The organism is [Flexibacter] sp. ATCC 35208, assembly GCF_001975825.1.
Classification (GTDB): domain Bacteria; phylum Bacteroidota; class Bacteroidia; order Chitinophagales; family Chitinophagaceae; genus Chitinophaga.
The window spans coordinates 17,151-33,654 of the sequence record NZ_MTKN01000003.1; the positions used below are offsets into that span (position 1 = coordinate 17,151).

The window sequence follows — 16,504 nt, forward strand, 5'->3', positions numbered from 1 at the left end:
CTTAAAGGTTAAAAATTGCATACCTGATCAGGATATATATATGAAACGCGTTTACTAGAACTTGTAACTGATTGTAATGCTATAAGTACGGCCTGGCTTAGCTTCATAATTGATGAGGTCTTTCCCGTTCTGATACAACAATTCTTTCGTGGAAGGTGTCTTTTTTCCATTAGTGATATCTCCATCACTATAACTATTTCGATATACAAGAGATGAACTGTTCAATAGGTTTGCAATATTCAGTTTCACCTCACCTTTTTGTTTCAAAAATCTTACTGCCAGTTGTGCATCCAGCGATTCCAATGGACGCTCATACAGCGAATAGATATATGCTTCATCCGGACGGAACATTCTGTTTGAAATATAATTGTACACCAGGCTTACAGAAGCAGGCTTCACATCATAGAAGATACCCGCATTCATCATGTAGTTGCTGGCACCAGTCTGTGGTCTTCTTTCTTCCTTACCCACCGTTTCAATCGGCGTTACCTTCAATGGATTATTGGGATCAATCGCATTGTAATTCACATCCATCGGAGTTACATAAGCTCTCAGTGTAGTAAAGTTGCCATACAGCACGATGTTGCGTAATACAGGCACTTTTGTAAAAGCAAGGGACTTACGCACCTCTACTTCCAGACCATAGTTCTTTGCATCTTTATTATTCTTCAGGTTATAGATACCACCACTCTGCTCATCATTGTATATCTCCATGGAGTATCCAAACTTCTTATAGAACAGGGACATTGAAATCACTTCTCCCGCACCCGGATACCATTCGTAACGGAAATCATAGTGGTGCGCAATCGTGGACCTCACCAGCTCACTCTGGTAAATACCACCTAATTCAAAATCGTATTCTCTAAAGAATGACATCTCACGCAGGTCAGGACGAATGATACTCTTCGAATACGCCAAACGCAGGTTCATAGTAGGTGTCATACTATAAGTCAGATTCACAGATGGGAAGAAATTCCAGTTTGGCTCTCTGTTCGTTAATTCACTATAGTCAAATTTCTCGTCAGTACCACGTGTGCTGTTGATATAATGGAACAAAGAATCCAGTGCGTCATTCGCTTTATTCAGGTTGTAATACTCTGCTCTCAGTCCCCATACCAGTCGCCATCTATCTCCGATCTTATCATCCAGCATCAGGTACATTCCATGCAATGCCGCTTTTTTGTGAAAATCATCAGAGTAATCACTGATGTAAATGCTACCACCTCTTTCGGGAACAAATGTCTTTGCCAGTGGCGGATAATCCGTTGTATTATAATTTTGAGAACCGGTGTTCAACACATAAAACAGCCTGTCTTTGCTCCAACCGGCATATCCCACTTTGAAAATATTCTGTGAAACAAAATTGCCGGGACTGAAATTGAACGGTACTGACAAAGCAGCATCCCAGTTGTAATTCTTCTCATACGCTCTGCTCCACCAGCGTAAAGCACCTGAACTGATACCACTACTAAATGGAGAACTGATGTTGAATTCATTGGATTCCAGTTTATCATCCTCAACCACATTAGCCAACAGCTGATGGTTATCAGGCTTCTGTTTGTCCATCACTAAATAACTACCCATCCATTTGAACTTAATCCCTTTATTGCCAATAGAATGCTCACCTTTCAACTGATGCTGCCACATGTCTGTCTGTGTAGTCAGGTCGTAGTACCCCAGCAGCAATCCACTTGGATCAGAGTGTTGTCCCTTCCCTATAATCAATTGTTGATCATACGTGCGCAGGAATAATGTCTGAAACCCCAGACGTGTGCGTGGTGATCTGAATCCAATACCTGCCAGTCCGCCCAGGTTAGTGGTTAAGCCATAACGCTTGCCGCTGAAACCCGCACGATCCGGATCATCCGCATTTACTTTACCATCGAAATTATCATGGCTCATTCTGATATCCTGTGTCTGAAAAGTATTGCGATAACTTGCAGATACCACCAGGCCAAACTGATTCTTTGAGCCCGCATTGAATACTCTGCCGGCAGAGAGCTGATAGTTCTGAGAAACCGGAGCTTTCATTTCATACACACCCCAGTTATTATTGAATGCGGTAGCTTCATTTCCTTTTGCACTATAAGCAGCTTTAATTTCCGCAGTACTGTTCCAATCCAGCTTACCCAGCAGATCGCGATGTGGTGCTGCTTTTCCCCAATACTCACTACCATCTAACTGCAGGGATTGAAAATTCTTTCCGGTAGTCAGGCTATTGGTACTTCCACCCACTGCTATGTTTAAGAAATTCTGTGTCGGAATATCTAATGTATTCACCTCTACAAGACCGCCTCCAAATTCAGCACTACGATCAGGAGTAAGTGTCTTTACCACAGTAACATTCTCTACGATGTTAGCAGGAATAATGTCGAAGCTGAAATTCTTTCTATTCAACTCCGTACTTGGCATTACCTGATTGTTCAGTACTGCCTGGTTGTATCTTTCACTCAGACCACGAACTACTACGTATTTATTTTCCATAGTCGACAAGCCACTCACACGTTTCAACACTTCCCCGATATTCTTGTCAGGCGTACGGCTAATCTGTTCAGCACTGATACCATCCGTAATACCTGCATTATTTTTCTGGATAGCATACAACCCTTCTACAGATGCTCTTTTGTAATTACCAGTTACAGTAACTTCTTTCAAACGGGAACCAGTACTTTTCATCACTACATTCAGCGGTGTCACACCTTTTGCAGCCACGTTCACCTCAGTGATCTGCCGGGTATCAAAAGATACATAGCTGAATGTAAGGGTATACACACCCGGATTCAGACTCAGATCATAGGTACCATCTACACTGGTCACAGCGCCCTGACCTTTGTTAGCCAGGATAGTTACACCTGGTAAAGGTTCGTTTTTACTATCTACGATCTTACCTGTTACACGGCCTTTTTCAAGGGCGGCATTGCGAAGCTGTCTGCCTTGTTTCAGTGCCACCGTATTGTTCGCGTAAGTGATGTCAATTGGTGCATAGTCATCCAGGTAATGTAATACTGCAGATAAGGACTGCGAATTGAATTTCACTTCTTCCAATGCACAATGTTGCAGGTACTCAGGATCGTAAGCGAAAGTGTACTTTGTTTGTTGCTCAAGCGATTTTACAACAGCTGCTGCATTCGTGTTTGCAAGGTTTACAGATACCTTGTCATTCAGAGATTGGTAGGATTGCGCAGACAGCGCCACAGTACTCCCTGTGAGTAAAAAACACAACAGGAAAGCCTTCCAGGAATACATAACTTCCCCATTACAAAATCTGTTTGTAGATTTTTGCATACTTTAGAATTGCGTTTATGTTAAAAATGATAGGTGCGGGTTGTCCCCTTCATGGCGCATTCAGGCGCCAGTACAGTTATTAAGTTGTGTCTTTTAAATATTATTTTAAGGTGTTACGATCGCATACGTGTTTGTTCCTCTTTTCTCAATCTTAAAACCATGCACATATTGCATTGCTTCCAGTATACTTTCAACCGGCGTGGAGGCCGGGAATATGCCTGAGACTTTTTTCTTTCCATTAAATGCAGGATCTACAATAATCTTACAACCTTTACGTGCCTGTATCCGGGCAAATGCATCTTCCAAAAGCGTCTGATCAAATACTATTTTTCCCTGTCTCCAATCTGTTACTTCCTGTCTGTTAAAAGTAACTGGTAATAATTGCGTTTTGTCATTATTGAAGGCAATCATCTGCCCCGGATGAAGGATACATGAAAACGTGGATGTTGCTACAGATACCTTTCCTTCCAGCAAACTTACTTCTATCGTGCCATCAGCTTTGTTGTTCGTAGCAATATTAAAAGCAGTACCAAGGGCAGTGGTCTTCAAATGACCGGTCTGGACACTGAACGGACGACTGGGGTCATGCTTCACATTAAAATAGCCCTCACCTTCCAGCCATAGCTCACGACTTGTATCGTTATATTGTTGATTATAAATAACGGATGAATGTGGTGCCAGCAATACTTCAGAACCGTCTGTCATAGTCATGAGCTTTATATCATTACCGGCATTTGCCAATGTATCCCATTTCATGGCCATCATATGTTTACCCATGCCCTTTTGCTGCCACTGCCACATCCATGTACCGAAACTGATCAATACCGCTATTGCAGCTGCCACGCCATACCACCTACGGTAGGTTGCCCGCTTCATACTTACAACCGGGGTAGCAGCACTCTCTTCATACACCTGTTCAAACCACGCATCTGCTTCTGGTGTTGCAGGCTGACTGAGATAAGCTTCTACCAGCTTCACCTCTTCGTCCGTGCAGGTTCCCTTAAAGTATTTTTCTAGTAGTGAATTGTCAATGTTCATTTTTATGGCGGATAAACGAATACTGTTTTGTGGTCAGCATAGAGAGTACGTTGCAGAAAAGAGGGAGTACTAATCAAAAAATGGAGTTAATAATTGCTTAACATAGGAGCAAAAAAAAGCGTAGGGTAGATACCTTACGCTTGTTGTTAAGATTGTCATGTGAATGTTCGAGAATGCAAATCGTGTAGGCTTTTAATGGTTTACCATGGGGCTCCAGATCTTAACATATCTAAAAGCCCCCACCTAATGAGAAAAATATCTTGAATGATTTAAAAAATCAGAAAATGTTTTTTTGAATTTAAATTTAGTCTTCCGGAAATTTCGCTACACCCAGCCGGGCAACAATGACAAGGTTCTATACATCATTATCCAATGCAACAATACTTGTTTACACACAATCTTAAAGTCGCTGGCACTCATTCCATCCTTATCAATCTATATTGCCGCGGGCTCGCGTTTGTAGTTGTGATGACTATGATAAAATACCCCACCAGGTACACACAGTATTGACAAAGGGTTTTCTATTCATACGTGTTCGTCAAGGGTTACACACAAACCAATTCGTCGGGTCCTTTCGGAAGTCTCTATGCAAATTACATCAATTCACTGAAATTTCCACAACAGTCACATAAATTTCCAACCATTTTACATACAACTTTTGTGTCACATTAGCTTTTTCTTGTCTTCTTTAGCTATTTAGACCGCGCCATTGCCACATAGTACACCGGAATACCTAACAGGATAATACCCAATCCTGATATAGCATAGTTGAACTCAAATTTCAGTAATAACAACGCTAATGATGCCGCAACTATTATATACAACAAAGGTAATACAGGATAACCAAATGCTTTATAAGGTCGTGGCATATCCGGTTGCTTACGGCGAAGGATAAAAATACCCAGGATAGTGATCACATAAAATATCAATACCCCGAATATTACCATGGTCAACAAATCTCCGTATTTCCCAGTCAAACATAACAAAGAAGCCCACAGGCATTGAATCCATAATCCGTTGGCGGGAACATTAAACTTGTTCAGTTCTCCTGCCTTTTTGAAGAACAATTTGTCCTGCGCCATGGTGTAGTAGATACGGGCGCCGGCCAGGGTTAATCCATTATTACAACCGAAGGTCGAAACCATGATCATGATAGCAATCACTATCGCACCTCCGTTTCCAAAGATATGCGTAGCTGCTGCAACCGCGACGCGGTCCTTTGGTACAAATGCAATTTCCTGTAAAGGTAACACAGCTATATACATCAGGTTCGTACTCACATATACAATTGTTACCAGGAATGTACCCAGAAACAATGCCCTGCCTATATTCCGCTGTGGATTCTTGATCTCTGCCGCAATGAAAGTAATATTGTTCCAGGCGTCACTGCTGAACAGTGATCCTTTCATCGAAATTGCCACTGCACCAAACAGTGCCAGGCCAGACAACGCTGTGGTAACGATTGTGCCGTCGGCTGCTTTTGTCACGCTCATCGCATCCCAGGCATGCGCCCAGTTAGCCGACCAGACTTCCGCTTTTGCCCCCAGCAAAAACCCGAATACGATCAGCCCAAACAGAGATATCAGTTTTGCCAATGTAAATACTGTCTGAATAATCTTGCCATTCCTGATCCCCCTGGTATTAATCCAGGTTAGTACTACTATTGAGATAATAGCCAGTACCTGGGCCGCAGAGACGGTAAAGAGCTTCAGATCCAGCAGGATGTTATCCTCACTGAAGAATGGAATGATAAACGCTGAATACTTTGCAAATGCTACGGCTACTGCCGCTATAGTACCGGCCTGTATAACACCGAACTGTGTCCAGCCAAATAAAAATGCAATAAAGGGATTATAAGCCTCTCTGAGGTACACATACTGGCCGCCGGCACGTGGATACATACCAGATAGTTCGCCGTAACTAACGGCTGCTATAATAGTCACAATACCTCCTAATACCCACATCAGGGTAAGCCATCCGGCACTTCCAATGGACCTGGTAATCTCCGCTGATACGAGAAATACACCTGACCCGATCATCGATCCGGCTACTATCATAGTTGCATCCAGCAAACTAAGACTGGGACGGAAAGCCGTCTGATGGTTATTTGTGTCCTGGTTACTCATAATTAGATTTTAGTTGATTGTAGCACTACATCCAGAAATACGGTGGAATTACTCAAAAAACAACTGGCCTGTAACTACCCAAAATCCCGTTCCGTAAATGCTTCAGTTCATCTAAAGCTCCACGAAACGGGATTCCAAGTTAAAAACTTTTTTATATGTTTTTGCTATAGCAACTATTTATTTTTTCTCCTTAGCTGCATCTGCCTCATTCAGGCCTTTGATAACTTCCGGAGTAATGTCATACTTTTTGTCTTTGAACAGGATGTTGCTCGCCCCTGTACGGTAAGACAAAATATATGCATAACGCTTGTCGCTGTTGAAATTCTCCAGGAAGTCGTTCAGTCTCTTCTGCAGTTCTTCGTTGAATTTGCTTTCCTGTTCAGCATACTGCGCACGCATATTCTGTGCTTTGCCTTCCAGTTGTTGCTGTTTCTGATACAGGGTACGCTGAGCAGCTTCACCTTCTGACTGGGTCATACCGGTAGCTTTACGTTGGAAATCAGCTGCTTCGTTCTGCAATGCACGTACATTTGCCTGCAGTTCGTTTTCGATAGCCTGCTGTTTGGTTTCCAGCTCAGTTTTCTTTTGCTTGAAGTAGTTATAATAAGCTTCTACAGTATCAATATCCACGTAAGCAATAACGAGACCGTTCGAAGCGGTCGAAGCGCTTGTACCTGCGGCAGGTGCTGATGATTCGGTATCCTTCTTGACAGGTTGTTGACAAGCCATAAATGTCGCGGCTGCGAATGCTGCCAATAATCCGCTTTTCACAATTTGTTTAGTGCGCATGTTGTTAGGTGGATTTTTTAATCTCCTTAAATACATTTTAAAAATTAAACGGCTAAAATAAGGTTTTTACGTTATAATACTAATGCCCACAGTTTCTTAACAACTCTTTCACATTTTAATTATGCTGAAAAGTCACTACCTTAAAACTGTCAGCCACCAAAGCATTTCCATATACAATCCAGCTATAACTCTTCCCAGCCTCAATGTTGAAATCAGCTGTATTCAGGCTTGTTGAATCAGCATCCCTTATATCACGTGAATGGGCACCCGGTGTGATCTCCTTGAAAACAGAGTATCCCAGGTAACCAATGTTGGAAAAAAACTCCGTACCATCGATACCAAAATCCATGACTGTTGCCGTAGTTCCAGTGGTGTCATAACTATCACTCAGGTTTACTACACGCAGGTAACCTACTGTCTTGCTGCTTGTTGCACCCATTTTATCTTCAGTGGCCAGGAACTGCAATATATTATTGTGGTTCTTCTCGAAGTATATAGTGTAATAATGGTTATTACGCAAACTGATCTGCCCCTGTATCAATGTATCTTCCCTGTCGCCGGTGGCAAAAATGCACAAAGTATAACGCTTTGCAGTAAATGATTTATAACCGGTATATTCTCCCAGAGACAAGCCAGTACCCATGGAGGTCGTATCCAATACAATATCATAGCTGGCATCCGGGTTGGCCACAAATACATTCAAATAAGATGTAGTGTCAGGTATAGAGCTATCACTATCCTTGTTGCAAGCATAGATCCCTGCTATGATGACCAGTAATACAATGAATTTTTTCACAATCAAACCTATTTATAGAAATTGTCCGAAAGTTACACGTAAAAAAAATGTCCCGGCACTACGCACGGGACATTTTTTTATAGTTTGAGCATTTCGCTTATTCTTCTTCGTCGAACTGGAACACTTCTTTGGAAGATGCCAGGATATCGTATTCTTCTTTGGAACCTACGATCATGTTTTCGAACTCGCGTAAACCTGTACCTGCAGGGATCAGGTGACCTGTGATCACATTCTCCTTCAGACCCAGCATGTCATCTATCTTACCGTTGATGGCAGCAGAAGACAATACCTTCGTGGTTTCCTGGAAGGACGCAGCAGAGATCCAGCTATGTGTACCCAGAGACGCCTTGGTAATACCTTGCAGCAGCGGGCTGGAAGTAGCTGGTTTCGCATCGCGGAACTCAACCAGTTTCCTGTCCGAACGGCGCAGCAGAGAGTTTTCTTCTCTTACCTGACGCAGGGTAACAATCTGACCAGCTCTCAACAAAGTTGATTCACCAGCTTCTGTTACTACCTTCTTATCGAATATATGGTCGTTTTCTTCAAAGAATTCAAACTTATCGGTGGTATCTCCTTCGAGGAAACGGGTATCGCCCGGATCTTCGATATTCACCTTACGCATCATCTGGCGTACGATCACCTCAATGTGCTTATCGTTGATCTTCACACCCTGTAAGCGGTAAACCTCCTGAATCTCATTTACCAGGTATTCCTGTACGGCAAATGGACCCTTGATAGAGAGGATATCTGCAGGCGTGATAGAACCATCAGACAGCGCAGTACCTGCTTTCACGAAGTCACCATCCTGTACCAGGATATGACGTGTCAATGGCACCAGGTATTTCTTGATCTGACCTTCACGGCTTTCAATGATGATCTCACGGTTACCACGTTTGATGTTACCGAAGGCTACCACACCATCGATCTCAGATACGATAGCAGGGTTGCTTGGGTTACGTGCTTCAAACAGTTCAGTTACACGTGGCAGACCACCCGTGATATCTCTCAGTTTACCGAGGATACGTGGGATCTTCACGATTACCTGACCCGCTCTTACAGCTTCCCCTTCTTCGATTACGATATGTGAACCTACTGGTAAGTTATAAGATTTCACTTCCTTGTTACCATCTACGAACAGGGATGGGATCTTATTCTTATCCTTGGTTTCGATAACCACTTTCTCACGGTGACCTGTCTGCTCGTCAGCTTCTTCACGGAAGGTGATACCTTCAATGATGCTATCGAAACGGATGTTACCAGCGATTTCAGATACGATAACGGCGTTGTATGGATCCCATGTACAGATTATATCACCTTTCGCTACCTTCTGGCCATCTTTCACCAGCAGTGTAGAACCGTAAGGAATGTTGTTGGTGATCAGCAGACGATCGTTCTTCACGTCTACGATACGTAATTCACCTGTACGGCCAATTACCACCTGTACTTTATCACCATCGTTGTTTTCGTATGTAGTGGTACGCAGACCATCAAACTGTACGGTTCCTTCGAATTTAGCAGCCAGACCAGTATCTACTGATGTAGAACCAGCCACACCACCCACGTGGAAGGTACGCAGTGTCAGCTGAGTACCAGGCTCACCGATGGACTGTGCTGCAATGATACCTACGGCATCACCACGCTGAGTCGTATAACCGGTTGCCAAGTTCTTACCATAACACTTCACACACACACCTCTGCGGCTTTCGCAAGTCAGTACAGAACGGATCTCAACAGTATCAATCGCACTGTTTTCGATACGGTGAGCGATATCCTCATCGATTATACCACCTGCTTCAACGATCACCTCTTCAGTATGAGGATCAAATACGTCCTGCAGGGATGTACGACCCAGGATACGATCGTATAATGGTTCTACGATTTCTTCATTGTCTTTCAGCGCTGAAGTAGCAATACCACGCAGGGTACCACAATCTTCTTCGTTGATAACTACGTCCTGTGCAACGTCTACGAGACGACGGGTCAGATAACCAGCATCCGCTGTTTTCAACGCCGTATCCGCAAGACCTTTACGCGCACCGTGCGTAGAGATGAAGTATTCCAATACGTTCAGACCATCCTTAAAGTTGGACAGGATCGGGTTTTCGATGATCTCTGAACCAGTAGAACCACTTTTACGTGGCTTGGCCATCAATCCTCTCAAACCTGCCAGCTGCTTGATCTGCTGTTTGGAACCACGCGCACCGGAGTCGAGCATCATGTATACAGAGTTGAAGCCCTGTTTGTCATTCGCCAGCTCACGGATCAGCGTTTCAGTTACTTTGGTATCTGCACGGGACCAGATATCGATAATCTGGTTATAACGTTCGTTATTCGTGATCAGACCCATATTATAGTTATCCCATACTTCGTCCACTTCGTTAGATGCGCTGTCGATCATTACCTGTTTCACCTCAGGGATGATCAGGTCATTGATGTTGAAGGACAGACCACCACGGAACGCCGTACGGAAACCTAATTGCTTGATATCATCCAGGAACTTCGCAGTTTTCGGGATGTCAGTAAATTTAATGATGTCACCGATGATCTCACGCAGTGATTTCTTAGTCAGCAGTGCATTTACATACCCAGCTTCTTTTGGAACGTGCTGGTTAAAGATCACACGACCTACTGTCGTTTCGATCAGCTTGTTCACCAACTCACCCTTCTCGTTACGAATGTTTGCCTTTACGCGGATATTTGCGTGCAGGTTCACTTTCTGTTCGTTGTAAGCGATGATCACCTCTTCAGCAGAATAGAAAGCCATTCCTTCACCTTCTACTTTTTCAGTAGGGGTAGATTTCTTTCCTTTACTGATATAGTACAGACCAAGAACCATGTCCTGTGAAGGCAGGGTGATTGGCGTACCATTCTGTGGGTTGAGGATGTTGTGTGAAGACAGCATCAACAGTTGTGCTTCCAGGATCGCAGCATTGCTCAACGGTACGTGTACCGCCATCTGGTCACCATCGAAATCCGCGTTGAACGCAGAACACACGAGCGGGTGCAACTGGATCGCTTTACCTTCTACCAGTTTAGGCTGGAATGCCTGAATGGAGAGACGGTGCAGCGTAGGAGCACGGTTCAGCATTACCGGGTGTCCTTTCAGTACATTTTCAAGGATATCCCAAACTACTGCTTCCTTCCTGTCTACCAGCTTCTTCGCAGATTTTACCGTTTTAACGATACCTCTTTCGATCAGCTTACGGATGATGAATGGTTTGAACAGCTCTGCCGCCATATCTTTTGGCAGACCACATTCGTGCAGTTTCAGTTCAGGGCCAACCACGATTACGGAACGACCGGAATAGTCAACACGTTTACCGAGCAGGTTCTGACGGAAACGACCTTGTTTACCTTTCAGTACATCAGAGAGTGATTTCAGTGCACGACCACCTTCCGCTTTCACCGCATTTGATTTACGGCTGTTATCGAAGAGGGAGTCAACCGCTTCCTGCAGCATACGTTTTTCGTTACGCAGGATCACCTCTGGTGCCTTGATTTCGATCAGGCGTTTCAGACGATTGTTACGGATAATTACCCTGCGGTACAGATCGTTCAGGTCAGAAGACGCGAAACGACCACCATCCAATGGAACTAACGGACGCAGTTCTGGTGGAACAACAGGGATATATTGCATCACCATCCATTCAGGACGGTTTTCAACACGACCATTTGCTTCACGGAATGCTTCTACTACGCTCAGGCGTTTCAGGGCTTCCGCTTTACGTTGCTGGCTGGTTTCAGTAGCAGCCTGGTTACGCAGCTGGTAAGAAAGGCTATCCAGATCAATTCTGGCCAGCATCATTTCTACTGCTTCCGCACCCATCTTAGCGATGAACTTGTTAGGATCATCATCACTCAGCAGCTGGTTATCCTTTGGCAGGGTATCCAGGATGTCGAGATATTCTTCTTCAGTTAACAGGTCGCCATAATTCAGGCCTTTCTCCTGTTTAGCACCAGCCTGGATAATCACGTATCTTTCATAATACACGATGGTCTCCAGTTTCTTGGAGCTCATACCCAGCAGGTAACCGATCTTATTTGGAAGGGATTTGAAATACCAGATATGAACAACAGGTACAACCAGACGGATGTGGCCCATTCTTTCGCGACGTACTTTCTTTTCAGTCACTTCCACACCACAGCGGTCGCACACGATACCCTTATAACGGATACGTTTGTATTTGCCGCAATAGCACTCATAGTCCTTTACAGGGCCGAATATCCTTTCGCAGAACAAACCATCACGCTCCGGCTTATAAGTACGGTAGTTGATGGTTTCCGGCTTCAGCACTTCGCCATAAGAACGCTCCAGGATGCTATCCGGAGACGCCAGACTAATGGTAATGCTATTAAAGTTTGATTTAGGACGATTTTCTTTCTTGATGGCCATTGTATGTTGTTTAAAGAAAATTCACATGGGAAAAAGAGTTCCGGCTTTACAAGCTGCAAGCCACAGGCCGCCCGCCCCTTTTTTCGGGACTGCTTCCTGCAGCTTGTAGCTATTTATAGCTTAAACTACTATTCAAATTTCAGATCCAGACCCAGACCACGTAACTCATGAATCAATACGTTGAATGATTCAGGTACGCCTGCTTTCGGGATGTTATCGCCTTTCACGATTGACTCATAAGCTTTGGCACGGCCTACAATGTCATCTGATTTAATGGTTAACAGCTCCTGCAGAATGTTGGATGCACCGTATGCTTCAAGTGCCCACACCTCCATTTCACCAAAACGCTGACCACCGAACTGCGCCTTACCACCCAACGGTTGCTGAGTAATGAGAGAGTATGGTCCGATAGAACGGGCGTGCATCTTGTCATCCACCATGTGGCTCAGCTTAAGCATGTAGATAACACCCACGGTAGCTTTCTGGTGGAAACGCTCACCGGTTTCGCCATCATACAGGTAAGTATGGCCAAAGCTTGGCAGACCTGCAGTATCGATATAATCTGCGATTTCTTCTGTAGTAGCACCATCAAAGATTGGCGTAGCGAACCTGAGACCCAGTTTCAGGCCTGCCCAACCCAGTACAGTTTCGTAAATCTGTCCAAGGTTCATACGGGAAGGTACCCCAAGTGGGTTCAGTACGATATCTACTGGTGTACCGTCTTCCAGGAATGGCATGTCTTCATCACGTACAATCTTGGCAACGATACCCTTGTTACCGTGACGACCCGCCATCTTATCACCCACTTTCAGCTTACGTTTGCTAGCCAGGTAAACCTTAGCCAGTTTCAGTACGCCGGCTGGCAACTCATCACCAATGCTGATGTTGAACTTCTCACGTTTGTAACGTCCCAGTTCTTCATTGTACTTGATGTTATAGTTGTGCAGCAGTGTGTTGATCTGATCGTTGGTTACTTCATCTGTTGTCCAGCCCAGTGGGTTCACGTTCTGGAAGTCGATGTTCGCCAGATTCTTGGAAGAGAACTTAGAGCCTTTAGAGATCAGTACTTCACCATAAGTGTTGGTAATACCCTGAGAGGTTTTATCCTTCAGCAGTGTCAACAGCTTACTCATCAGCACTTCCAGCAGGTCTTCTTCGTTCTTCTGGTGTACTTTTTCTAATTTCTCCAGGGCCGCTTTTTCACGGGTCTTGGAGTTCTTATCTTTCTTAGCGCGGCTAAACAATTTCTTGTCGATCACCACACCTTCTGTGCTTGGAGGTGCCTTCAGGGAAGCATCTTTCGCATCGGAAGCCTTGTCACCGAAGATCGCACGAAGCAATTTTTCTTCAGGAGAAGGATCAGATTCACCACGAGGAGTGATCTTACCGATCAGGATGTCGCCTTCCTTAATGTGTGCACCTACACGGATGATACCGTTCTGATCCAGATCTTTGGTTGCTTCCTCACTTACGTTTGGAATATCTGGTGTCAGTTCTTCTTCACCCAGCTTGGTGTCACGTACTTCCAGCTCATATTCATCGATGTGTATAGAAGTGAAGAGGTCTTCACGGCCTACACGCTCAGAGATTACGATCGCATCCTCAAAGTTGTAACCTTTCCATGGCATGAACGCCACTTTCATGTTACGACCCAGGGCCAGTTCACCGCCGCGGGTTGCATAACCCTCAGTCAGGAAGTCACCGAATTCCAGCTGCTGTCCTTTCTTAACGGCAGGACGCAGGTTGATACAGGTGCTCTGGTTGGTTTTAACGAATTTAGTCAGGTGGTAGATCTTCAGATCATCTTCGAAAGATACCAGTTTCTGCATTTCGTCACGCTCGTAACGAACATGGATTTCATTGGCATCAACGAATTCAATCACACCACGACCTTCAGCAGTGATCTGCAGACGGGAATCGCGGGCTGCTTTTCCTTCCAGACCAGTACCTACGATAGGCACCTGTGGATTGATCAGCGGTACTGCCTGACGTTGCATGTTTGATCCCATCAACGCACGGTTGGCATCATCATGCTCGAGGAACGGAATCAGGGAAGCGCTCAGACCCACGATCTGGTTCGGAGCCACGTCCATATATTCTACTTCTCCTCTGTCCAGAATAGGGAAGTCACCGGTTTCACGGGATTTCACCTTTTCATTGATAAAGTTACCTGCTTCATCCAATGGAGCATTTGCCTGAGCGATCTTCACACTATCCTCTTCTTCAGCACTCAGGAATTTCACTTTATCCATATCAACTTTACCATCCTGTACCTTACGGTATGGAGTTTCGATAAAGCCCATATCATTCACCTTAGCGTGTACGCAAAGGGTAGAGATCAGACCGATGTTCGGACCTTCCGGTGTTTCGATAGTACAAAGACGGCCGTAGTGGCTATAGTGTACGTCACGTACCTCGAAACCTGCTCTTTCACGACTCAGACCACCGGGGCCCAGTGCGGAGATACGACGCTTGTGCGTGATCTCAGACAGCGGGTTGGTTTGATCCAGGAACTGGCTCAACTGGCTGGTACCGAAGAAGGAGTTGATTACGGAAGACAGTGTCCTCGCGTTGATCAGGTCTACCGGAGTGAATACTTCATTATCACGAACGTTCATTCTTTCGCGGATGGTACGGGCCATACGAGCCAGACCAACACCGAATTGAGCATATAACTGCTCACCTACTGTACGAACACGACGGTTAGACAGGTGATCGATATCATCGATTTCCGCCTTACTGTTAGTGAGCTGTACCAGGTACTTGATGATCGCGATAATATCTTCTTTGGTCAGCACCTTCATGTCCAGTGGAGTAGGCAGACCCAGTTTCCTGTTGATCTTATAACGGCCTACATCACCGAGGTCATAACGCTTGTCAGAGAAGAATAATTTATCAATGATACCCCTTGCTGTTTCATCATCCGGCGCATCAGCACCGCGCAATTGACGGTAGATGTGCTGAACGGCTTCCAGCTCGGAGTTAGATGTATCTTTATTTAAAGTATTGTAGATGATGGAGAAGTCGCCGCTCACCTCTTCTTTCTGCACAAATACGCTCTTCACACCCATATCAACGATCGTCTCAATGTTCGCTTCGTCGAGGATGCTATCACGTTCCAGCACGATTTCGTTACGTTCGATGCTCACTACCTCACCGGTATCTTCATCTACGAAATCTTCCACCCAGCTTCTCAGTACACGGGCACCCAGTTTCTTGCCAGCGTATTTGTCAAGGCTCTTCTTGTCTGCTTTTACTTCATCAGCCATCCCGAACAGTTGCAGGATGTCTTTATCTGTTTCGTACCCGATAGCACGTAACAGCGTAGTTACGGGGAATTTCTTCTTACGGTCGATGTATGCATACATCACATTGTTGATGTCAGTTGCAAACTCCATCCACGCGCCCTTGAACGGAATCACCCTTGCAGAGTAGATCTTGGTACCGTTCGGGTGGATAGATTGACCGAAGAATACACCAGGAGAACGATGCAGCTGAGATACAACTACACGTTCGGCTCCGTTGATCACGAAAGTACCTCTCGGAGTCATGTAGGGTATGTTCCCAAGGAACACGTCCTGCACAATCGTCTGGAAGTCTACGTGCTCCTCATCGTTACAGCTCAGGCGCAGTTTGGCCTTCAGCGGTACAGAATAGGTAAGCCCACGCTCAATACATTCCTCTATGGTATAACGCGGAGGGTCTACAAAGTAGTCCAGAAACTCCAGATTGAAGATATTGCGGGTATCTGTGATCGGGAAGTTCTCCTTGAATACTTTAAAAAGGCCTTCATTGTTACGCTTGTCTGGTGTGGTTTCTAACTGGAAGAAATCCTTGAAAGATTGAATTTGGATAGCCAACAGATCCGGTGTCTCAGTTACTTGTTTGATCTTTCCAAAGTTTATTCTTTCACTTGTTTGGGCTTTTTTTAGAGACATATTCGAAGTTAGCAGTTATATTAACTTATGTAATATTGTGAGGTGTAGATCACAACATGAATCGGGGAAATTAAGGATTCTTTGCCAATTACCCTCAAAAATTTCTGTCTTCTCCTGATTGTCAAATCCACCGACCCGG

Annotated in this window: 7 protein-coding genes; all 7 read right to left on the reverse strand. The window is 44.7% G+C overall.

Annotation, left to right across the window (positions count from 1 at the left end; all coding sequences use genetic code 11):
* Positions 1-54 precede the first annotated feature (54 nt).
* Positions 55-3,246 (reverse strand): TonB-dependent receptor, encoded by a 3,192-nt coding sequence (locus tag BW716_RS03045; RefSeq protein ID WP_083720853.1) that lies wholly within the window; start codon positions 3,244-3,246, stop codon positions 55-57.
* Between the two features lie 144 nt (positions 3,247-3,390).
* The gene (locus tag BW716_RS03050) at positions 3,391-4,323 is read right to left on the reverse strand and encodes a FecR family protein (protein WP_083720855.1); all 933 of its coding nucleotides are present in this window, start codon (positions 4,321-4,323) and stop codon (positions 3,391-3,393) included.
* Between the two features lie 692 nt (positions 4,324-5,015).
* The gene (locus tag BW716_RS03055; RefSeq protein ID WP_083720858.1) at positions 5,016-6,449 is read right to left on the reverse strand and encodes an APC family permease; all 1,434 of its coding nucleotides are present in this window, start codon (positions 6,447-6,449) and stop codon (positions 5,016-5,018) included.
* A gap of 177 nt (positions 6,450-6,626) precedes the next feature.
* Positions 6,627-7,238 (reverse strand): OmpH family outer membrane protein, encoded by a 612-nt coding sequence (locus BW716_RS03060; RefSeq protein ID WP_179090978.1) that lies wholly within the window; start codon positions 7,236-7,238, stop codon positions 6,627-6,629.
* A gap of 115 nt (positions 7,239-7,353) precedes the next feature.
* Positions 7,354-8,034, reverse strand: coding sequence for a DUF4397 domain-containing protein (locus tag BW716_RS03065; RefSeq protein ID WP_179090979.1), 681 nt, complete (start codon positions 8,032-8,034; stop codon positions 7,354-7,356).
* A 97-nt stretch (positions 8,035-8,131) separates the two neighbouring features.
* Positions 8,132-12,427, reverse strand: coding sequence for a DNA-directed RNA polymerase subunit beta' (gene rpoC / locus BW716_RS03070; RefSeq protein WP_083720864.1), 4,296 nt, complete (start codon positions 12,425-12,427; stop codon positions 8,132-8,134).
* A gap of 128 nt (positions 12,428-12,555) precedes the next feature.
* Complete coding sequence (rpoB, locus tag BW716_RS03075; RefSeq protein ID WP_083720866.1) at positions 12,556-16,365, reverse strand: DNA-directed RNA polymerase subunit beta; 3,810 nt, start codon at positions 16,363-16,365, stop codon at positions 12,556-12,558.
* Positions 16,366-16,504 lie beyond the last annotated feature (139 nt).